The following is a 20,737-nucleotide window of genomic DNA, read 5'->3' on the forward strand; positions in this document are numbered from 1 at the left end:
ACCGACAGGCGCACGAGGTCGCCCGGGACCTCCAGCGCGGAGCCCGCCGCGGAGGCATGGGTCATCCGGCCGGGGTGCTCGATCAGGGACTCCACACCGCCGAGCGACTCGCCGAGGGTGAACACCTTGGCGCGGTTGCAGACCTCGACAGCCGCCTCCTCGCCGCCCTCGACGCGGAAGGACACCATGCCGCCGAACGCCCGCATCTGCTTGACGGCGACCTCGTGCCCGGGGTGCTCGGGCAGGCCCGGGTAGAGCACCTGCGTCACGCGCGCGTGCCGGGTCAGCATGTCGGCGATCTTCGTGGCGTTCTCGCTGTGCCGGTCCATGCGCACCGAGAGGGTCTTGGTGCCGCGCAGCACCAGCCAGGAGTCGAAGGGGCCGGCGACGGCGCCCATCGCGTTCTGGTGGTAGGCCAGCTCCTCACCGAGCGCCTGGTCGGAGACGATCAGCGCGCCGCCGACCACATCGGAGTGACCGCCCATGTACTTGGTCAGGGAGTGCACGACGACGTCCGCCCCGAGCGCCAGCGGCTGCTGGAGGTAGGGCGTGGCGAAGGTGTTGTCGACGACGAGCCTGGCGCCCGCGTCGTGGGCGACCTGGGCGACGGCGGCGATGTCGGTGATGCCGAGCAGCGGGTTGGAGGGGGTCTCCACCCAGACGGCCTTGGTCTTCGGGGTGATCGCGGCCCGCACGGCGGCCGGGTCGCTGGTGTCGGCGACGGACCACTCCACGCCCCAGCGGGTGGCGACCTTGGCGAACAGGCGGAAGGTGCCGCCGTAGGCGTCGTTGGGGATGACGACGTGGTCGCCCGGGGTGAGCAGCGTGCGCAGCAGGGTGTCCTCGGCCGCGAGACCGGACGCGAACGCGAGGCCGCGACGGCCGCCCTCCAGCGCGGCGAGGTTCTCCTCCAGGGCGGTACGGGTGGGGTTGGCGCTGCGGCTGTACTCGTAACCGCCACGCAGCCCGCCGACGCCGTCCTGCTTGTAGGTCGAGACCTGGTAGATGGGCGGGACGACCGCGCCGGTGAGGGGATCCGCGGTGTTGCCCGCATGGATCGCGAGGGTCTCGAAGTGCTGACTGATGTGCGTGTCGCTCATGAGCACCGAGCGTAGTCCGCCCGGCCGGATGCCGTCGCCCGCAGGTGTGTCATGACCAGGACGGGAGTTTTCCACAGCCTCGCGGCGGGGGGTTGGCGATGTGACGGCGCGGTCTGGTTCGCTTGAGGCATGGCGATTCTCTGGCTTCTGATGGCGCTGCTCATGCTGAGCTTCGTCCTGCTCCCGTTCCTGCGGCGCAGGCGCGGAGTGATCGAGCAGGTTCCTCCGGAACACCCGGACGCCGCCGACCCGGCGGACTACGGCTTCGTGCGCCAGGAGGAGCTGGACATACGGATGCCCGGCCCGGACCAGGACCTGCTGGACGTGCTGGAGCTCGTGCAGCGCACGCAGGACTATCGCGCGGCCGCCCAGCTGCTGGCCGGCACCGAGAAGGAGGGCGAACGGCGCTGGCAGCGGGTGCAGGCCTTCGCGGGTGCCGCCGCGCTGGAGCTGCAGCAGCGCCCCGGCGGGGTGCACGAGACGCCGGGCGGCCAGTGGCTGCGGGTATGGCGGGCCGAACAGCCCAAGGACGCGGGCGGCGCCGCCGTGCACGCGGAGTTCCTGGTGCAGCAGGCGTGGCGTACGTCGACGCCGGGCACGGACGACTTCCGGATCATCATGGAGGAGGCCCGGGAGGCGTGCGGGCAGGCGGCGCTGCTGGCACCCGGCGACCCGGTGCCGTACATCGTCGAGCTGTCCATCGCCCGTGGACTGTCGTATCCGCAGGCCGAGTTCGAGCAGCTGTGGCTGAAGATCCTCGACCGCGCGCCGCATCACATGGGTGCGCATCTGGCCGCGCTGCACTACTGGTGCGAGAAGTGGCACGGCTCGCGCGCGCTGGCGTACTCCTTCGCCGAGGCCGCCGCGGCCCGCGCCCCGCAGGGCTCGCTGCTCGCCGCGCTGCCGCTGTTCGCGGTCTTCGAGCACCTGCCCGAGGTGAACCTGGTGTCGGGCTTCTACCAGAGCGAGGTCGTCACCAAGGCGATGCACGGCGCCCTGCACGCGGTGCACGCGGCCCGCCCCGACGACCCGACGCTGGCGCACGTCCGCCATCTGCTGGTCTTCTTCCTGGTCCGCGCCGAACGCTGGGCGGAGGCCATGCAGCAGCTGATACACGTCGACGGGCACGTAGGCGCCCTGCCCTGGACCCTGTCCGGCGACCCGGCGGCCGAGTTCGCCGTCTACCGCGCCCTGGCGGTGGCCGGTTACGAGGCCAACGGCGGCAGCCCGGCGAGCCTGCCGGGCTGAGCCGGGCCGAACCCCGGGCGGTGGCCGGAGAGTCGAAGGAGATCGGAGGGAACACAACGGCGCTGACACGATGTGATGACCCGACGGACGGTGATGACACGACGGTGACGGCGAGGTGGTGACCGGAATTCGGCCACCCACCCGGACGCTCTCCCTGCGTGCCGGCCGCCCTGGCCGGCACCGCCCGCCCTCCCCCGGGCCGACAGGGAGACCCCATGCTCTTCGGCCGCACCCCGCAGCTGCCCACCCCCGAACAGGCGCTCACGGGCCGCCCCTCGCTCGCCTACGAGGTCCCCGACCGCCACACCGTCCTCGGCACCCCTCTTCTCGGCCCGTACCCCGAGGGGCTGGAGATCGCCGACTTCGGCCTGGGCTGTTTCTGGGGTGCCGAGCGCACGTTCTGGCGGCTCCCGGCTGGCGTGTACACGACCCTGGTGGGCTACCAGGGCGGATACACCGAGTACCCCACCTACGAGGAGGTCTGCTCGGGCCTGACGGGCCACACGGAGGTGGTCCGCGTGGTCTACGACCCGGAGGTGATCACCTACGACCGCCTGCTGAAGACCTTCTGGGAGTCCCACGACCCGACCCAGGGCTTCCGCCAGGGCAACTACGTGGGCACGCAGTACCGTTCGGCGGTCCACGCCCACACCCCCGAACAGACCACGGCGGCGGAAGCCTCCCGCACGGCGTACCAGAAGGTCCTGACCTCCTCCGGCTACGGCACGATCACCACGGAGATCCTCCCGGCCACCGACCGCCCCTTCTACCCGGCGGAGGCATATCACCAGCAGTACCTGGACAGGAACCCGGCCGGTTACTGAGGGTTGGGCGGGACGGGGGTCGAGCTGAGTGCCCCGTTCGAGACGAACTGGGGCGCGTCGTGCCCGACGGGCATCGCGTCGGCGCCGGAGGTTTCGGAGAAGTAGCCGAATCAGCTCGCGTCCGGCTCGGCCGGCCAGGGCACTCCTGCCGAAGCTCCGGGCCGAGAGGAACGTGAGAGTCGCGGACGGAGACCACGGGGAGGAACATCGGAGGCACGGAGGCAAGGTGGTGACTATGGGGACATCGTCGATGCATTTCAGCGAGAGTCCTGAGGATCCATTCGCGCTCGGGCGTGGGGCCTCGGCTGTGCTTGACGATCAAGGCACCGTGGTCGGCTGGAGCCCACGCGCACAGGAGTTGCTGGGCTATCCGGCCGAGGAAGTGATCGGACGGGCGTGGCAGGGCCTCCTCGTCGACGCCTGTGACCTGCCGGTCGCGCGCTCCGTGGTCGTGGACGCCTTGAAGGCAGGGGGCTGGTTCGGCGTCCTGCCCGTCCGGCACCGCGACGGGCGCCGTATGGAGATGGGATTCCGTGCCCGCGCGATCAGCCGGGAGGGGGGCTGTAAGGAGTGGCTCCTGGTCGGTGCTCCTGCCGCGGAGGTCATCGCCTGGCAGCGGGACCGCGCGCTGCTGGACGGCCTGTACCACCGGTCCCCGATCGGTCTGGTCATCCACGGCCCGGACAGGAGAGTCATCCGGGTCAACCGTGCGGTCGAGAAGGCGAGCGGCGTCCCGGCCTCGGCGCCGGTGGGCCGCCACCCCCGCGAATTCATGGTCGACGAGGACGCCGGTCCGGCAGAGGAACGGGTACGGCATGTTCTGGAGACCGGCGAGCCGTTGATCTTCACAGAGCAGTCCGCCCGGGCACGCCACAATCCAGGTCGGGAACGGATCGTGTCGGTCTCGGCGTTCCGGATGGAGGACCCCTCGGGCCGGGTTCTCGGCGTGGCCGAGACGATCGAGGACGTGACCGACCGCCACCGGGCGCAACGCAGGCTCGCCCTGCTGAACGAGGCGAGCGCCCGGATCGGAACCTCGCTGGACGTGACTCAGACTGCTCGGGAACTGGCCGAGGTGGCCGTCCACGGCCTGGCCGACTACTGCTCGGTGGACCTCCTCAAGCCCGTGACACTTGGTGACGAACCAGTTCCCGGTATGGCAGGTCCACTGCTCCGGGCCGCACTCTCACCACCGGAACAACGCGTCCCGTTCCGGGAGGGCGACGTGGTTCCGCTGCTTCCGGAATCTCCGCAGGCGCGGTGCCTGGCCGAGCGTCGCCCGATTCTCGAAGGGCTGCTGTCTCTCCGCCCCGAGTGGTACGCCATGGACCGGCGGCGGGTCGAGATCGCCTTGGGGCTCGGCGTTCATTCGCTGATCGCGGTGCCCCTGGTTGCGCGCGGCCTGGTACTGGGCCTGGTGAGCCTGTGGCGGTCGCGCAATTCGCAGCCTTTCGAGGATGATGATGCTGCGGTGGCCCAGGAGCTTTCCTCGCGTGCGGCCGTCTGCATCGACAACGCGCGCCGCTTCACCCAGCAGCAGAGCGCCGCTCTGACTCTTCAGCGCAGTCTGCTGCCGAGCACGGCGTCCGACCTGCCGGCCGTGGAGGCGGCTTGCCGGTACCTCCCGGCCAGCGGTGAACCGGGCATCGGCGGTGACTGGTTCGACGTGATTCCGTTGTCAGGGGCCCGGGTCGCCCTCGTTGTCGGAGACGTGGTCGGCCACGGGATCCACGCTGCGGCCTCGATGGGCCGTCTACGCGCCGCCGCGCGCACCCTGGCCAGCCTCGACCTGGAACCGGACGAGGTGGTGGCGCGGCTGGACGATCTGGTCAGTCTGCTGGCCACCGAGCTGGAGGCGAACGCTGATGGCAACCAGTCGGCGATCGAGCAGACGCTCGGAGCCACCTGCCTCTACGCGGTCTACGATCCGGTCTCCCAGCACTGTTCCCTGGCACGCGCCGGCCACCCGGCGCCGATGGTGTCCGCCCCGGACGGCGAAGTGACCGTGCTCGATCTGCCCGCGGGGCCACCACTGGGCCTGGGCGGACTGCCTTTCGAAACGTACGATCTCGACCTCCCCGAGGGCAGCCTGCTCACGCTCTACACCAACGGCCTCCTGGAGGCACGCAACGGCGACATAGACGCCGCGCTGGAAGACCTGCGCACATGTCTCGCCCACGCCACCGAACCTCTGGACCACACCTGCCACGCCGTGGTCGAAGCGCTGCTGCCCAAGGACCACCTCCCCACCGACGACATCGCGCTGCTCATCGCCCGTACCCGGGTTCTGCGGCCACAGAATGTCGCCTCATGGCAGCTTCCCCTGGAGGCGACCGCCGCCGCCCGTGCCAGAGAGCTGACCACGTCGAAACTGACCGAATGGGGGCTGGCCGAACTGGCTTTCACCACCGAGCTGGTCGCCAGCGAGCTCGTCACCAACACCTACCGGTACGCAGCCGGTCCCGTCACCCTGCGCCTCATCCGTACGCACTGCCTGATCTGCGAAGTGTCCGACACCAGCCACACGTCGCCCCACCTCCGGCGGGCCCTCAGCACGGACGAGGGCGGACGCGGGCTCTTCCTGGTCGCGCAGCTCACAGAGCGGTGGGGTACCCGCTACACCCACGACGGCAAGACCGTCTGGACCGAGCAGCTTCTGCCGCCCGCATGACTGGTGGAGTCCCCGTCCTCGGGCTCACCGGAGCGCGTCCGGTCGAAAATCAGTGGCCGCCCGAACCGGCCGACTCCACGCTGTACGCCATGGCACACCCGCAACGCGAGATCCGTGCGGCCTACGCGGACTCCACGATCACCGTGTACCAGGCGTACGCCCCGGAAATCGGCCTGCCCGCCGTCCAGGAGGGCCGTTTCCCCGCCGCGTGGAAGCGCGACAGGATGACGTGGATCAAGCCGTCGTTTCTCTGGATGATGTACCGATGCGGCTGGGCTGCCAAGGAAGGGCAGGAGACCGTTCTCGCGGTCGAGATCAGCCGTGCCGGCTTCGAGTGGGCGCTGCGCCACGCGTGCCTGTCGAGCTACGTCCGCGGCGTACATCCGGACCAGGCCGCCTGGCAGCGTCAGTTGAAGCGCGCGCCCGCTCGCGTGCAGTGGGACCCCGAGCGGGATCTGCGCCTGCAACCCCTGCCGTACCGGTCTCTGCAACTCGGCCTCTGCGGTGAGGCCGCACGACGCTACGCGGACGAGTGGACCGTCGCCATCCGCGACGTGACCCCACTCGCCCACGAGATCCACGCCCTGGTCAGCAGTGGCGATCTGGGCGCCGCCGCCCGGCTGCTGCCCCAGGAACGCTCCTATCCCCTTGGAGACGAGCTTCTTGCCCACCTACGCGGATGACAGGCAGCTCCAGCCGACAGCCGGCTCCGGCCCACGGGTCACACGGCAGCACAGGCTCTCCGGTACCGGCGTCTCCTGCCCGGTCGGCTGTACGCGGACCGGCGCCCGTGGCGGTACGGCTGCCTCGACGACCTGCTGCGCGCCGTCGCCGACGAGACGCTCGTCGAGGTGTTCATCACCGACACGGAACTGAGACGGAACTGAGACGGATCCACCATCCCTACGACGGTGGCGCGGACGTCATCCTCGCCGCACCCGCCGAACGGGACCGGCTCCGCGAACGCCACACCGACTGGCTCCCCTCCGGTCCGGCCGGACTGTGATGCCTCCCTACTGCTCCGACTACGGTGTCGCGGTCGACGTCTCGGTCCCCGCCCTCTCCGACACCACGCTGCTGCCCCCGAGGACACCGAGGCCGTCCGGGACGGCCTGACCGGCCACCCGAGCACTGGCTGCCGGGCCCGGCCGGACCGGGCGGGCGGGCGGTCGGGCGGTCGGGCGGTCGGGCGGTCGGGCGGGCCGGGTAATTCAGAGGACGGTGTCGCCCGCCTCCCCGTACATTCCCCGGGGAATACCGGGAGGGATTCGGGTTGAGCACATTTCTGATCGGCGGTGGGTGGGACGCGCCCGAGGTGTACGCGCCGTTCCTGCGGGCGGCGGGCACGGGGGACGGGCCGCCGCCGCGCATCGGCTGTCTGATCGTCGACGAGGGGGACGGGCCGGACCAGTTCGAGCGGTACGCGGCGGCGCTGCGCACGGCGGGCCCGTGCGCGCCGGTGCCGCTGCTGGTGCCGCTCGGCGGCCGGCTGGAGCCGGAGTCCGCGCTGGCGGGGGTCGACGGGCTGCTGGTCTGCGGCGGCCTGACGCCCGCGTACCAGGAGGCGCTCACCGCCGGCCGGGAGGGGCTGCCGCGGCTGCTCGCCGCGCGCGGTGTGCCGTACGCGGGGTTCTCCGCCGGTGCGGCCGTCGCCGGGCGCCGGGCGGTGGTCGGCGGCTGGCTGGTGGACGGGGTGCCTGTGTGCCCGGAGGAGACCGGGGAGGACCTGGCGGAGGTCGAGGTGCGGGACGGCCTGGGGCTGGTGCCGTTCACGGTGGACGTCCATGCGGCGCAGTGGGGGACGCTGGCCCGGCTGGTCACGGCGGTCGGGCGGGGATCGGTGCCGTTCGGGGTCGCCGTGGACGAGAACACCCTGCTGGCGGTGGAGCACGGGGAGGTGCGGGTCGCGGGACGCGGGCGAGTCCACGTGGTGCGACCCGCGGAGGGCACCGGGGGTGCGGTCGTCCGGTCCTACGGCGCCGGGGAGGGCTTCTCCGTCGAGTAGTCGAGTAGCCCGGGGCGCTGGAGAGCACACCCGGGCAGGCGCGGGTAGCTGGGCGGCGCACGGCGACACACTGAGGGGCCCCGGCGTTGCCTTCCGCCGGGGCCCCTCGATCACCGCAGGTCAGATCGTCGCCGTGTCGATCACGAAGCGGTACCGCACGTCCGAGTCCACGACACGCTCGTACGCCTCGTTGATCTGGCTCGCCTCGATCAGCTCGATCTCGGCGCCCAGACCGTGCTCGGCGCAGAAGTCGAGCATCTCCTGGGTCTCGGCGATGCCGCCGATCATCGAACCGGCCAGGGTCTTGTTCCCGCCGATCAGCGAGAAGAGGTTCAGCGCGATGGGCTCCTCGGGGGCGCCCACGTTCACCAGCGCGCCGCCGGTCTTCAGCAGAGAGAGGTACGCGCCGAAGTCGAGCGGTGCCGAGACCGTGGAGAGGATGATGTCGAAGGTGCCCGCGAGCTCCTGGAAGGTCTTCTCATCGCTGGTCGCGTAGTAGTGGTCGGCGCCCAGCTTCAGGCCGTCGTCCTTCTTGCGCAGGGACTGGGACAGGACGGTGACCTCGGCGCCGAGCGCGTGCGCGATCTTGACGCCCATGTGGCCGAGGCCACCCAGGCCGATCACGGCGACCTTCTTGCCGGGGGCGGCGCCCCAGTGCTTGAGCGGGGAGTAGGTGGTGATGCCGGCGCAGAGCAGCGGGGCGGCCACGTCCAGGGAGAGGCCGTCCGGGATGCGGACGGCGAAGTTCTCGTCGACGACGATCTTCTCGGAGTAGCCGCCGTAGGTGGGCTCGCCGTCCTTGCCGACGGCGTTGTACGTGCCGACCATGCCCTTGAGGCAGAACTGCTCGTTGCCGGCCAGGCAGTTCTCGCACTCACGGCAGGAGTCGACCATGCAGCCGACGCCCACCCGGTCGCCGACGGCGAACTTCGTCACGCCGGAGCCGACCTCGGAGACGACGCCGGCGATCTCGTGGCCGGGCACCATCGGGAAGATGGCCTCGCCCCAGCCCTCGCGGGCCTGGTGGATGTCGGAGTGGCAGATACCGGCGAACTTGATGTCGATCAGGACGTCGAACTCGCCGACCGCGCGCCGCTCGATGGTCGTCCGCTCCAGCGGGGCCTTCGCGGCGGGCGCGGCGTACGCGGCAACAACAGTGGTCATGCCGGGGTTCTCCTAGCAAGGGGGGTGTCGTGTCCGGCTGCCTTCCGCCGGACACGGTCACCAGCCTGCCGCACGTCCCTCGGTCCGCCCAGATCACGGCCTTGCGTACGACTGCGGTGCGTACTACTGGCGGGGTCAGGATGCTGTACGTACGACCAGGAATACTGGACGTATGGAACGTACGGGCGAACAGGGCGATCAGCCGGGACAGGCGGCCGGAGCCGGGCGTGCCCTGGACCGGCGGGCCGAGCTGAGCGAGTTCCTGCGCACCCGGCGGGCCCGGCTGAAGCCGGAGGACGTGGGGCTGCCGGACTTCGGCCGGCACCGGCGGGTGCCCGGGCTGCGCCGCGAGGAGCTGGCGCAGCTGGCCGGGGTGTCGGTGGCGTACTACACGCGCCTGGAGCAGGGCAACGGCCGCAATGTCTCGGCGGAGGTGCTGGACGCGATCGCGCGGGCCCTGCGGCTGACGGACGCCGAGCACGCGCACCTCACGCATCTGGCGAAGCCGAAGTCGCACAAGAAGAAGCCGGCGGCCCGGCAGCAGCACGTGCGCCCCGCGCTGCGGCAGCTGCTGGACACGATGGACGGCGTACCGGCGTACATCGTGGGGCGCCGCTCGGAGATCCTGGCGTGGAACCGGATGGCGGCGGCGGTCTTCGGTGACTGGGCGGAGCTGGCGCCGGGCGAGCGGAACTGGGCGCGGCTGGTGTTCCTGCGGCCCGAATACCGGGACCTCTTCGTCGACTGGGAGCAGAAGGCGATCGACATCGTCTGCGCGCTGCGCATGGACGCCGGCTGCTACCCCGACGACCCACGGCTGTCGGCCCTGGTGGGCGAGCTGTCGGTGAAGAGCGAGGAGTTCCGGCGGCTGTGGGCCACGCATGACGTCAAGGAGAAGAACCACGGCGTCAAGCACCTGCACCACCCGCTGGTCGGCGATCTCTCCTTGAACTTCGAGTCCTTCCGCCTGACGGGCGACGCGGACCAGTCCCTCATCACCTACCACGCCGAACCGGACTCCCCATCCGCCGACTCCCTGCGTCTGCTGGCCAGTTGGGGCACGGACGCGACGCGCCCGGCCCCAACGGTCCAGTAACCGTCACGTGCCGAAGTACGCGTCCCAGATCGTGATCTCCGACGTGTTGCCCTGCTTGTCGGTGATCTTGGAGCGGAGGCTGAGGGACGTGCCCTTCGCCGGGTTCTTCAGGGTGATCATGCCGCCCTTGACGTCGACCTTCTTGAAGGTCTTGCCGTCGTAGGAGACGTAGACCGTCAGGGACTTGAGGTTCCTGCCGACGGCCGAGCCCTCCACGGTGACCGGGAAGGTGACCGTCTTGCCGGCGGCGACGCGGCTGTCCAGGCCGGTCTCGATGCCGTAGCGCAGGGCGGAGGACGGCAGTTCGGCGAAGTCGCCGGACGGCTTCCTGGAGCGGAAGGTCCAGGTCGCGTCGATGCGGGACGAGGCCGCCGCGACCTTGGCCGACCGCTTGACCGAGGTGGTCAGCCGGTACGCGGCGTCACCGGCGGGCACCTTGAAGACCTGGCCGGACAGCGGGTCGTCGTTGGAGCCGACCTCGGTGCCGTCGCGGTACAGGGTCGTCGTCACCGAGGTGAAGTCGGAGGATCCGGCGTGCTTGGCGGAGTCGGCGAACAGCGGCAGCGAGCCGTAGATCTCGTTGCCGCCCCGGAACAGGCCGAAGCCGCCGCCGACGTGCGGGCCGAAGACCGCGGTGTTGACCGTCTTGGTGTAGGTGCGGCCGGCCTTGAAGGTGAACTCGCCGAGCTGGTAGCCCGCGTCGGCGAGCGCGGAGCCGTCCTTGCCCTTCCCGCCGTACTGGGTGAACGCCAGCTGCCAGTTCACCCCGCCGGTGGCGGACAGGTGCAGGGTCCGGGTGCCGGGCAGCTTCTGCGGGAGGTCGACCGAGGAGGCGCCGGAGCTGCCGGGCAGCCAGCCGGTGGCGCTGATCGAGCCGGTCTTGCCGCTCGCGGCGGCACCGAGCCGGGCCTTGACCGTGGCCAGGTCGCTCGCCTTGAAGTGCTTGGTGTAGCCGGTGGCGAGCTGCCCCGCCGGGCCGCCGGTGGTGACGTCGTACTCATCGCTCGCACCCTTGGACCAGTGGGCGTCCCACTGCTGGTACAGCGACCCGGCGGGCAGCTGCGGGCCCAGGTGGGCGGTGCGGAAGTTCTGGTACGAGTCCAGGAAGAAGCCGTAGCCGTAGTCGCCGTCGCCGGCCTTGACGTCGAAGCCGGGGTAGGCGAACTGCGAGGTGAGGCCCTTGGCCGGGACGGTGATGTCGACCGGCTTCGTCTTACGGGCGTCGATCGTGATCGTCTGCTTCTTGCCGACGGTCAGCTTCGGCTGGGCGATCCAGTCGACGCCCTTGCCCCAGTTGCCGGGGTCGGCGAACACGGCGGTGTTGAGGATGTACGTGCCCTTCGGCGCGCGCACCTTCACCGTGCCGGACGCGTCGTACGGGCTCACGTCCGTGCCTCTCGCGAGACCGGCGACACCGGTGAGGCCGGCGCTGTAGTTCTTCGTCGGCTTGCCGTCGCGGCCGATGAACTTCACCGTGACGTCGTACGACTCCACCTCGCGCGTCACCGCCGCCGCCGTGCGGACGCTCTGGCCGGCGCCGGTCGCGGTCACGTACGCCGAGTAGGCGCCGTCGAGGGTCCCGCCCAGCTTGGTGTTGACGGTGAGGTCGACGGAGGCCGTGCCGTGCGCCGGGACCGTCACCTGGCGCGCGCCGAGGGTGAAGAAGCCCGCCGGGGCCGGCTTGCCCTTGGGGTCGAGGGCGGTGCTGCTCAGGGTGAGGGTGGCGGCCTGGTCGCCGAGGTTGCGGTACGTCACCTTCTTGGTGACCGGCTTGTCGTCGGTGTGCGGCCACTGCTGGACGCCGAAGCTCACGGAGACCGGTTCGGCGATCACGGACTGTGTGATGGCCCGGTCCACCGCGATACGGCCCGAGCCCTGCTGGAACGGCGTGTAGGCGCCGCCCTTCGCGGAGCCGGTCAGCGCGCCCTTGAGCTCGGCGTAGCCCCAGTCGGGGTGCTCCTGCTTGAGGATCGCGGCGGCGCCCGCGACATGCGGGGTGGCCATCGAGGTGCCGGAGATCGTCAGATAGCCCTCGGGCTTCTCGCCGACCTCCTGGTCGATGACGCTGCCCTTGGCCGCGGCGGCGGTGATGTCCACGCCGGGCGCGGTGACGTCCGGCTTGATCGCGCCGTCGCCGACGCGCGGGCCGGTGGAGGAGAAGTCGGCGAGCTTGTCCTGCTTGTCGACGGCGCCGACGGTGAGCGCGGCGTCCGCGCTGCCGGGTGAACCGATCGAGTGCGGGCCGTCGTTGCCCGCGGCGATGGCGAACAGGATGCCCTTGGTCGCGGACAGCTTGTTCACCTCGGCTTCGAGCGGGTCGATGCCGGGGCTGTCGTAGCCGCCGAGGCTGAGGTTGACGACGGAGGCGCCCTGGGAGGCGGCCCACTCCATGCCGGCGAGGATGCCGGAGTCGTCTCCGGAGCCGGTGTCGTCCAGGACCTTGCCGTTGAGGATCTCGGCGCCGGGTGCCACGCCGGTGTACTTCCCGCCCGACTTCACGCCGGTGCCCGCGACGATGGAGGCGACGTGGGTGCCGTGCCCGAAGTGGTCGGCGGCGTCCTTGGCGGCGGAGAAGTTCCTGGACGCGATCACCTGGTCCTTGAGGTCCGGGTGGCTGGTGTCCACGCCGGTGTCGAGGACGGCGACCTTCACGCCCTTGCCGGTGTAGCCGGCCTTCCACGCGGTCGGCGCGCCGATCTGCGGCACGGACGTGTCGAGGGAGGCCGTGCGGACGCCGTCGAGCCAGACGTGCGCGATGCCGGAGGCGACCTCGGCGCCGGCGGTGACGGCGTGCCACAGCGCGGTGGTGTCCTGCACCGGGGTCTGTACGGCGTCGGCGTCGAGCGTGGTCAGGGTGCGGCGCAGCTGGCCCGCGTCCCGGACGCCGGCCTTGGCGGCCGCGGCACCGCCGCGGTAGCCGACGATCACCTTCAGGCCGTTCTTCTGGGCCTTGCGGGTGGTGGCCTTGTTCAGCTCGGTGACGTCGAACAGCCGCTGGTCCAGCGTGCCGGAGGCCAGCAGGCGGGCCGCGTCGGCGGGGACGACCAGCGTGTGTCCCTCGGTCCGCCGGACCTGGAAGGGTATGTGCTCGCGGCCCTTGGCCCGCTCCAGGCCGACGATGCGGCCCTTGGCGTCGAGGGCGACCCGGTCACCGGTGATGAGGGTGACGTGGGTCCTTGCGGTGAGCGCGGAGCCGCCGGTCGGGGTGGGCTCCGCGGGCCTCGCGGACGCCGGGCTGGTCACACCCGCTGCGAGAGCGACGGCCGCTGCCGCGGCCACGGTGGCCGCGGCAGCGCTCTTCACTTGTCTGCGCAAGATCTCCCCCTGGAGATGGAGTACCGGGCGAATTCCCCGTTCACCCGGCCGGGGGTGGTCTCGTACGCATGAACGTCGCCCCCCGGGTAAGCGCAGTATGCCGGGGGGCGATCAAACGTCTCAACGAATGAAAGGACGGTAAGAGAAAGGTCGGGAAACTGTTACCCGGCGGACGGGACACCGTTACAGAATCGCTGAGTGACCTATGGGAAAGCGGAGTTGCGGGCCGTCAGGCCCCGGCGTTCTCCCTTACCGTGATCTTTCCCTTGCGGATGGTGGCCAGCCGCGGTGCCCTCTTCGCGAGGGCGGAGTCGTGGGTGACCATGACGAAGGTCAACCCGTGCTCCTTCCACAGGCGTTCGAGTACGTCCATGATCTCGTCCCGCATGCCCTCGTCGAGGTTGCCGGTCGGCTCGTCGGCGAGCAGCACCTTGGGCTTCTTCACCAGGGCGCGGGCGATGGCGACGCGCTGCTGCTGTCCGCCGGACATCTCGCCGGGCAGGTGTCCGAGGCGTTCGCCGAGGCCGACGGAGTGCAGGGCCTCGGCGGCGAGTTCGCGGCGCTCCTTGACCTTGATGCCGAGGGGGACGAGGGCCGTCTCCACGTTCTCCTGGGCGGTGAGGGTGGGGATGAGGTTGAAGGACTGGAAGACGAAGCCGATGTTCTCACTGCGGACCCTGGTCAGCCGGGCCTCGCTGAGCGTGGCCAGATCGATGCCGTCCAGGACCACTTCACCGGACGTCGGGCGGTCGAGGCCGCCGAGCATCTGCAGGAGGGTGGACTTGCCGCCGCCGGTGGGGCCCTGGATGACGAGCCGGTCCCCGTCGCCGATGGTCAGGTCCACGCCGTCGAGGGCGTGGACGGTGTCTTTGCCCCGGGTGTAGCGCTTGGTCACGTTTTTCAGTTCGTACATGGTGGCTCCTGGGAGGTTCGGGATGCTGCGCGGACGGACAAGGGGCCGTTGCCGAGGGGCTCTTACGGGAGGCTCTTGTGGAAGGGCCTTACTCCACCCGCCTCAGCGCGTCCGCCGGCCGCAGCCTGCTCGCCCGCCACCCGCCGAACGCCCCCGCGATCAGCCCGCCCGCCACCGCGAGGCCCACCGCGAGGCCGATCGTCGTCACGTTCACCGGCGCCGTGAGGGCGACCTCCAGGGTCTTCGCCGCCTGACGCCCCGGCCCGCCGAAGCCGCCACCGCCGAAACCGCCGCCACCACCGGCCCCGCCCCCGAAGCCGCCGCCTCCGCCGCCGAGTTGCGCCTGCAGCGTCGGGCTGACGTCCGTGACGGCATAGGCGCCCGCCAGGCCGAGGGCGATGCCGAGGGCGCCGCCGACCAGGCCGTTGACGACGGCCTCGCCGACGACCTGCCGGGTGACCCGGCCCGACTTCCAGCCCAGCGCCTTCAGCGTGCCGAACTCGCGGACGCGCCGGGAGACCGCGGCCGACGTCAGCAGGCCGGCCACCAGGAACGCGGCCACCAGCACGGCGACGGACAGCCACTTGCCGACGTTGGTGGCGAGGGAGGAGGCCGTGGACAGGGAGCCCGAGACCGTCTTGGCGAGGTCGGCGGAGGTGGTGACCGTCGTACCCGAGACGTTCTTCTGGATCGCGCTCTTGACGGAGTCGATCCGCTGGGAGTCGGTCGCCTTGACGTAGATCGTGGTGACCTTGTCCGCGTCGCCGCTCAGCGTCTGCGCCTGCTTGAGCGGGATGTACAGGTTGGCCGCCGCGTCGCCGCTGTCGGCAGTCGCGATGCCGACGACCGTGTACTTCACGTTCTTGATGGTGACCGTGGAGCCGACCTTGAGGCTCTTCTCCTTGGCGTACGACGCGTCGGCGACGGCGACCTCGGCGTCCGTCTCGCTGGTCTTGAAGGTACGGCCGCTGGTGATCCTCGAAGAGGTCAGCGGGCCGATCTCCGGCTTGGTCACGTCGGTGCCGAAGACGGAGTACTGGTTGACGTCGAAGTTGGCGCCGCCGCCCTTGACCTCACCCTGCGGCTGCCCGGTCTCGCCGCCCCGCCGGAATCCGCCGCCGCTGCCGTTCTGCTGGAACTGGCCGCGGGTGAACTGCCCGCTGACCTTGAGCACCCGCAGGCTCAGCCCGCCCACCGCGGACGCGACGCCCTGCTGGTCACCGACCTTGGTGACGGTGGAGGAGGCCAGGGTGGTGAAGCCCTGCACCATGACCCGGTCACTGCTCTGCGTCGAGCTGTCGCCGTTGTCCTTGGCGTCGAACTGGAAGCGCGGCCGCTGCGCGCCGCTGGTGTCGGCGCTCGCCGCCTTGGTGACCGTCATGTCCGTGCCCAGGCCGTACAGCGACTGGAGGACCTTGTCCTGGGCCTTGCCCATGCCGTTCGACACGGAGTTGACCACGATGACCAGCGCGATGCCCAGCGCGAGTCCGGAGGCGACGACGAGAGCCGCCTTTCTGCGGCGGCGCAGTTCGCGCCTCAGGTAGGTGAAGAACATGGCCCGCAAGCTAGGGACGGACCGTGATGACACCATAAGGCCGACATAAAAGAAGTATGAGAAGGCTGTGGCCCCGCCCATGACCGGCCCGGAAACACTGATGCCGCCCCTGGGGGCGGCATCAGAAAGCTGTGGAGAACGGGACGTCAGATGGCCGAACCGGCCTTCCACTGCGCCCAGTCCATGTTCCAGCCGTTGAGGCCGTTGTCCGGCTGGACCGTCTTGTCGCCGGTGTTCTGGACGACCACGACGTCACCGATCAGCGAGTTGCTGTAGAACCACGCGGCCGGCATGTTCGCGTCGCCCGCGCCCTTGACGTCCTGCAGGCCGACGCAGCCGTGGCTGGTGTTGACGTTGCCGAAGACCGACGGGGCGCCCCAGTAGTTGCCGTGGATGAACGTGCCGGAGCTGGTCAGGCGCATGGCGTGGGGCACGTCCTTGATGTCGTACTCGCCCTTGCCGTCGGAGTCCTTGAAGCCGACCGTCGCGCCGTTCATCCGGGTCTGGGTGAACTTCTCCGAGATCACCATCTGGCCCTCGTACGTGGTGTGCTCGGGCGAACCCGCGGAGATCGGGATGGTCTTGACGACCTTGCCGTCCTGCGTGACCTTCATCTGCTTGGACTTCGCGTCGACGTACGACACCTGGTTGCGGCCGATGTGGAAGGTGACCGTCTTCTGCTGGATGCCGTGGATGCCGGGCGCGCCCTCGACACCGTCGAGCGCGAGCTTCAGCGTGACGGTGGAGCCCTCCTTCCAGTACTGCTCGGGCCGGAAGTCCAGGCGGTTGGCGTTGAACCAGTGGCCGACGACCTCCTGGCCGCTGCTGGAGGAGACCGTGATGCCCTTCTGGACGGCCGCCTTGTTGGTGATCGCCTTGTCGAAGTTGATCGACACGGGCATACCGACGCCGACGGTGGAGCCGTCGTCCGGGGTGTAGGTGCCTATGAAGCTGTTGGCCGGGGAGACCGTGGTGAAGGACGCGTTCTCGTGCGCCACACGGCCCTGGGAGTCCTTGGCCTCGGCGGAGACCTTGTACGTGGTCGAGCGCTGCAGCTGGACGGTCGGCTTCCAGCTGTGCTGGTCGGCGGAGAGCTGACCGGCGACGGCCTTGCCGTCCTGGGTGGTCATCTGGACAGCCGTGAGGGTGCCCTTGCTGACCGTGACGGCGGCGGAGTTGTTGATGGACGCGTTGTCGGAGCCGTCCTTCGGGGTGATCGTGATCTGCGCCTCGGACGACTTCTTCGCAGCGGCCGCGTCGGCCTTGGCCTGCGAGTTGTCCGCGCTGCCGGTGGCGGAGGCCTTGCCACCGCCGGAACACGCCGAGAGCATCAGCACACTGCCGAGCAGAGCGGACGCGGCCATCAGACCCCTGCGCCGCCTACTGTCCGTCATCACAAGTTTCTCCATCGTTGACGAGTCGCGATCCCCGAGAATCCCCGTAAGAACCTTTAACCTTCAACGCTACGGCCGCACCGTCCCGTTCCCCGTCCAGTGGATCTGTGGGACACACCACGTCCGCCACGGCGCGGGTGGTGCGGGAGTCGACCGTGCGCCCCCTGAGACGACAAAACCCCGGACGGCGGTTGCCGTCCGGGGTCAACTGCCCCGGGACGCTCAGCCCATGCCGTCCACTTCGTCGTCGTCCTCCACATCATCCTCGTCGAGGTCCCAGTCCGGCGAGTCAGGGTCGTATTCGATCCGCTCACTCGACCAGGACGCCTGCTGGAGCTCCACCCCGGGGACCTCGCTGACCAGGTCGAACGGGTCCACGAGATAGGCGAGGGCCTCCGCGGTGTCTTCCGTCACAGCGCCCTCGGCGTGCGTCCGCTCGTCCTCCGGCAGCTCCGGATCCTGCGCGAGCCGGCGCAGCGCGGCCTTGGTCACCTGATCCTCGTCCTGCACCTCAAGGACCAGCTCCACCCGAAGCCGCACAAAACGTGATGTCTCTTCGTCATTCATGGCGCGAGCGTACGACTGAAACCTCCCGTGACTTTCCTGTGACCCGCGCCTTTCACTAACATCGCCCCACACGGCCAATTCGCCAGCGTCACAAGGGGATCGATATTCCGTGCCATCCGCTCGCCGTCCGCTGCTGACCGCCACCGCCGCGGGCACTCTGCTCTGCGCGCTGTGGTTCGTCCCGTCCGCGCACGCCTCGCAGGACTCCCCGGCCAGAGCGACCGCGGAGACCTCCACCACGCAGGTGACCCAGCAGGCCAGGGCGGTGTCGGCGATGGCCGCCGAGGAGGGCACCGAACTCGCCGACACCGGAAGCCCGGACACCACGCCGTACGTCGTCGGCGGCACGGCCTTCCTCGCGGTGGGCGCCGGATTCGTGGTGTATTCGGTGCGCCGCGAGCGCCTGGGCTTTTGATGTCCCTTAATTTCCGTTGACGATTTCTTGGCAGCTCCCGCATAGTGCGCCCATGAAGAGATCATCGGGGGTGCGTCTGTGCGCCGGCGCAGCCGTGGGTGCACTGTCGCTCGCCCTTGTCACGGGGTGTTCCGGCGGGGATGCGAAGAACACCGGAGATGCCGCGAAGCCGGCCGCGAAGGCGCTGAGCGCCGCCGAGTTGAAGAAGCTGATCATCGCCGAGGGCGAGGTGCCCGGCTACAAGGTGACACCGGTTCCCGCCGGCCGCGCCAAGCCGATCACGACCGACAGCGAGCTCTGCCGGCCGCTGGCCCGCGTGATGAGCGGGCTCCCGCCGGTCGAGGCGGCGGCCCAGACCGACCGCCTGGCCATGGAGAACCAGACGAAGGGCCCCACGGACCAGGCGACTTCCATGAAGGACCTGGCCACCGGGAAGTTCGAGGAGTCCATCCACAAGTCCCTGGACCGGGACGTCACCACGGTCACCCTGGCCTCGTACGACGGGAACGGCGCCGACAAGGCACTCGGCACGGTCCGCACCGCCGTGCCCGGCTGTGCGAGCGGCTTCCCCGCCGCGCAGGCGGGCACGAAGACGAGGTTCACCAAGGTCACCGAGGAGAAGGCCACCGCCGCCGGGGACGGGCTGGTGGCGTTCACCGCGACCATGGACACCGGTGACGGGAACCCGGCACCCGTCCACGCCGAGGTCGTCCGGACCGGGACCACCTTGTCGGTCTACTTCACGTCGAACCTGGGCGCGATGATGGACAAGAAGGCGTACGCCGTGTCGCCGGAGGTCGTCAAGGCCCAGCAGGCCAAGCTGAAGTGACGTAGAAACAGGGCCCCCGCGCACGGCAGGGGCCCCTCTCCTTCGGGTCCTTACCGCAGCGGGCCGGTGACCGACTCCGCCGCGGCGACCAGGTGGCCGCCGCGCACGAAGGCGTCGGCCGCGGCCAGGTCGGGCGCGAGGAACCGGTCCGGGCCCGGCCCCTGCACCCCGGCGGCGCGCACGGCGTCGATGACGGCCTGCGAGGCGGGCGCCGGGGCGAGGCCCTCGCGCAGCTGTATGGCGCGGGTGGCGGCGTACAGCTCGATGGCGATGATCCGGGTCAGGTTGTCGACGGCGGTGCGCAGCTTGCGCGCGGCCGACCAGCCCATGGAGACGTGGTCCTCCTGCATGGCGGAGGACGGGATGGAGTCCGCCGAGGCCGGTACGGCGAGCCGCTTCATCTCGCTCACGAGCGCGGCCTGCGTGTACTGAGCGATCATGAGCCCGGAGTCGACACCGGCGTCGTCCGCGAGGAACGGCGGCAGCCCGTGGCTGCGGTTCTTGTCGAGCAGCCGGTCGGTACGGCGCTCGGCGATGGAGCCGAGGTCGGCGGCGGCGATGGCGAGGAAGTCCAGGACGTAGGCGACGGGCGCGCCATGGAAGTTGCCGTTGGACTCCACGCGGCCGTCGGGCAGCACGACCGGGTTGTCGACGGCGGAGGCCAGCTCACGCTCGGCGACCAGGCAGGCATGCGCCATCGTGTCCCGGCCGGCACCGGCGACCTGCGGGGCACAGCGCACCGAGTAGGCGTCCTGGACACGCGGGGCGTCGTCCTGGTGGTGCCCGGTGAGCTGGGAGCCCTTCAGCACGGCGAGCATGTTGGCGGCGGAGGCACCCTGCCCCGGATGCGGCCGGATGGCGTGCAGTTCGGGCGCGAGCACCTTGTCCGTCCCGAGCAGCGCCTCCAGGCTGAGGGCGGCGGTGACGTCGGCGGACTTGTAAAGGGTGTCGAGGTCGGCGAGGGCCATGACCAGCATGCCGAGCATGCCGTCGGTGCCGTTGAGCAGGGCCAGGCCCTCCTTCTCGCGCAACTCGACGGGCTTGATCCCGTGCTCGGCGAGCAGCTCGCCCGCCGGCCGCACCACCCCGTCCGGCCCCTCGGCGTCCCCCTCCCCCATGAGGGCGAGGGCGCAGTGGGACAGCGGGGCAAGGTCGCCGGAGCAGCCGAGGGAGCCGTACTCGTGCACGACCGGGGTGATCCCGGCGTTCAGCACGTCGGCCATGGTCTGCGCGACCTCGGGCCGCACACCGGTGTGCCCGGAGCAGACGGTCTTGAGCCGCAGGAACATCAGGGCTCGTACGACCTCCCGCTCGACCCGCGGCCCCATGCCGGCGGCGTGCGAGCGGACGATGTTGCGCTGCAGCTGGGCGCGGAGTTCATGGCTGATGTGCCGGGTCGCCAGGGCGCCGAAGCCGGTGGAGACGCCGTAGACCGGGTCCGGCTTCGCGGCCAGCGCGTCCACGATCTCCCGGGCCGCGGCCAGAGCCGCCACCGCCTCCGCCGACAGCTCGATGCGGGCACCGCCGCGCGCCACGGCGAGAACGTCGGACGCCGTGACACCGGACGTCCCCACCACCACAGTGTGCATATCCATATTCAGGAGCGTACGCATTGAATGCGGGGATGTCACTAGTGGGGAC

The 20,737-nt window shown here is 70.4% G+C and carries 15 protein-coding genes and 1 pseudogene; 8 read left to right on the top strand and 8 right to left on the bottom strand.

The features are described from left to right. Positions 1 to 1,100: cystathionine gamma-synthase (locus LE548_RS22490; RefSeq protein ID WP_225098725.1), on the bottom strand; the 1,100-nt coding region annotated here is incomplete at its 3' end. A 129-nt stretch (positions 1,101 to 1,229) separates the two neighbouring features. Between LE548_RS22490 and LE548_RS22495 the strand changes: the two genes are divergently transcribed. The 5 genes and pseudogenes from LE548_RS22495 (at position 1,230) to LE548_RS22515 (ending at position 7,848) form a co-directional block, all read left to right on the top strand. Continuing rightward, entirely contained in the window at positions 1,230 to 2,348 is a 1,119-nt protein-coding gene (locus LE548_RS22495; RefSeq protein ID WP_225098726.1) for a hypothetical protein, read from the top strand. A gap of 215 nt (positions 2,349 to 2,563) precedes the next feature. Continuing rightward, positions 2,564 to 3,277: pseudogene (gene msrA, locus LE548_RS22500) on the top strand (peptide-methionine (S)-S-oxide reductase MsrA). A 130-nt stretch (positions 3,278 to 3,407) separates the two neighbouring features. Next, positions 3,408 to 5,843, top strand: coding sequence for a SpoIIE family protein phosphatase (locus LE548_RS22505; protein ID WP_225098728.1), 2,436 nt, complete (start codon positions 3,408 to 3,410; stop codon positions 5,841 to 5,843). 89 nt (positions 5,844 to 5,932) lie between these two features. Further along, positions 5,933 to 6,526: a DUF4291 domain-containing protein gene (locus tag LE548_RS22510; RefSeq protein ID WP_225098729.1), complete on the top strand. Its 594-nt coding sequence runs from the start codon at positions 5,933 to 5,935 to the stop codon at positions 6,524 to 6,526. Positions 6,527 to 7,116: 590 nt separating this feature from the next. After that, on the top strand, positions 7,117 to 7,848 hold the full coding sequence (locus LE548_RS22515) for a hypothetical protein (protein ID WP_225098730.1): 732 nt from the start codon (positions 7,117 to 7,119) through the stop codon (positions 7,846 to 7,848). Positions 7,849 to 7,968: 120 nt separating this feature from the next. Here the strand turns inward: LE548_RS22515 and LE548_RS22520 are convergent, their stop codons facing one another. Next, positions 7,969 to 9,012, bottom strand: coding sequence for an NAD(P)-dependent alcohol dehydrogenase (locus LE548_RS22520; RefSeq protein WP_225098731.1), 1,044 nt, complete (start codon positions 9,010 to 9,012; stop codon positions 7,969 to 7,971). Between the two features lie 172 nt (positions 9,013 to 9,184). Here LE548_RS22520 and LE548_RS22525 point away from each other — a divergent pair, with 172 nt between their 5' ends. Then, positions 9,185 to 10,108, top strand: coding sequence for a helix-turn-helix transcriptional regulator (locus LE548_RS22525; RefSeq protein ID WP_225098732.1), 924 nt, complete (start codon positions 9,185 to 9,187; stop codon positions 10,106 to 10,108). A gap of 3 nt (positions 10,109 to 10,111) precedes the next feature. Here the strand turns inward: LE548_RS22525 and LE548_RS22530 are convergent, their stop codons facing one another. From LE548_RS22530 to LE548_RS22550, 5 genes are all read right to left on the bottom strand, one after another. Continuing rightward, a complete protein-coding gene (locus LE548_RS22530) occupies positions 10,112 to 13,411 on the bottom strand; it encodes a S8 family serine peptidase (RefSeq protein WP_374116158.1) in 3,300 nt (1,099 codons plus the stop codon). 241 nt (positions 13,412 to 13,652) lie between these two features. Beyond that, positions 13,653 to 14,336: an ABC transporter ATP-binding protein gene (locus tag LE548_RS22535; RefSeq protein ID WP_225098734.1), complete on the bottom strand. Its 684-nt coding sequence runs from the start codon at positions 14,334 to 14,336 to the stop codon at positions 13,653 to 13,655. A gap of 88 nt (positions 14,337 to 14,424) precedes the next feature. Beyond that, on the bottom strand, positions 14,425 to 15,891 hold the full coding sequence (locus tag LE548_RS22540; RefSeq protein ID WP_225098735.1) for an ABC transporter permease: 1,467 nt from the start codon (positions 15,889 to 15,891) through the stop codon (positions 14,425 to 14,427). Between the two features lie 146 nt (positions 15,892 to 16,037). Then, on the bottom strand, positions 16,038 to 17,285 hold the full coding sequence (locus LE548_RS22545) for an Ig-like domain-containing protein (protein ID WP_225098736.1): 1,248 nt from the start codon (positions 17,283 to 17,285) through the stop codon (positions 16,038 to 16,040). Positions 17,286 to 17,507: 222 nt separating this feature from the next. Continuing rightward, on the bottom strand, positions 17,508 to 17,852 hold the full coding sequence (locus tag LE548_RS22550; protein ID WP_225098737.1) for a hypothetical protein: 345 nt from the start codon (positions 17,850 to 17,852) through the stop codon (positions 17,508 to 17,510). 109 nt (positions 17,853 to 17,961) lie between these two features. On the opposite strand from LE548_RS22550, the gene LE548_RS22555 reads away from it, so the two are divergent. After that, complete coding sequence (locus LE548_RS22555) at positions 17,962 to 18,267, top strand: LAETG motif-containing sortase-dependent surface protein (protein ID WP_225098738.1); 306 nt, start codon at positions 17,962 to 17,964, stop codon at positions 18,265 to 18,267. A gap of 52 nt (positions 18,268 to 18,319) precedes the next feature. Continuing rightward, positions 18,320 to 19,096 carry a hypothetical protein gene (locus tag LE548_RS22560; RefSeq protein WP_225098739.1) on the top strand — a complete coding sequence of 259 codons (777 nt, stop codon included), beginning with the start codon at positions 18,320 to 18,322 and terminating at the stop codon, positions 19,094 to 19,096. A 50-nt stretch (positions 19,097 to 19,146) separates the two neighbouring features. On the opposite strand, the gene hutH is transcribed toward LE548_RS22560, so the two are convergent. Beyond that, positions 19,147 to 20,685, bottom strand: coding sequence for a histidine ammonia-lyase (hutH, locus tag LE548_RS22565; protein ID WP_225098762.1), 1,539 nt, complete (start codon positions 20,683 to 20,685; stop codon positions 19,147 to 19,149). Between the last annotated feature and the right edge of the window lie 52 nt (positions 20,686 to 20,737).

It is taken from the genome of Streptomyces sp. CoH27 (assembly GCF_020181035.1).
Lineage (GTDB): Bacteria > Actinomycetota > Actinomycetes > Streptomycetales > Streptomycetaceae > Streptomyces > Streptomyces camelliae.

Excerpts from the sequence above, each read along its gene's own strand:
- LE548_RS22495 (WP_225098726.1), top strand. The coding sequence starts at position 1,230 with ATGGCGATTCTCTGGCTTCTGATGGCGCTGCTCATGCTGAGCTTCGTC.
- LE548_RS22505 (WP_225098728.1), top strand. The coding sequence starts at position 3,408 with ATGGGGACATCGTCGATGCATTTCAGCGAGAGTCCTGAGGATCCATTC.
- LE548_RS22510 (WP_225098729.1), top strand. The coding sequence starts at position 5,933 with ATGGCACACCCGCAACGCGAGATCCGTGCGGCCTACGCGGACTCCACG.
- LE548_RS22520 (WP_225098731.1), bottom strand. The coding sequence starts at position 9,012 with ATGACCACTGTTGTTGCCGCGTACGCCGCGCCCGCCGCGAAGGCCCCG.
- LE548_RS22525 (WP_225098732.1), top strand. The coding sequence starts at position 9,185 with ATGGAACGTACGGGCGAACAGGGCGATCAGCCGGGACAGGCGGCCGGA.
- LE548_RS22535 (WP_225098734.1), bottom strand. The coding sequence starts at position 14,336 with ATGTACGAACTGAAAAACGTGACCAAGCGCTACACCCGGGGCAAAGAC.
- LE548_RS22540 (WP_225098735.1), bottom strand. The coding sequence starts at position 15,891 with ATGTTCTTCACCTACCTGAGGCGCGAACTGCGCCGCCGCAGAAAGGCG.
- LE548_RS22545 (WP_225098736.1), bottom strand. The coding sequence starts at position 17,285 with ATGACGGACAGTAGGCGGCGCAGGGGTCTGATGGCCGCGTCCGCTCTG.
- LE548_RS22550 (WP_225098737.1), bottom strand. The coding sequence starts at position 17,852 with ATGAATGACGAAGAGACATCACGTTTTGTGCGGCTTCGGGTGGAGCTG.
- LE548_RS22560 (WP_225098739.1), top strand. The coding sequence starts at position 18,320 with ATGAAGAGATCATCGGGGGTGCGTCTGTGCGCCGGCGCAGCCGTGGGT.
- hutH (WP_225098762.1), bottom strand. The coding sequence starts at position 20,685 with ATGCACACTGTGGTGGTGGGGACGTCCGGTGTCACGGCGTCCGACGTT.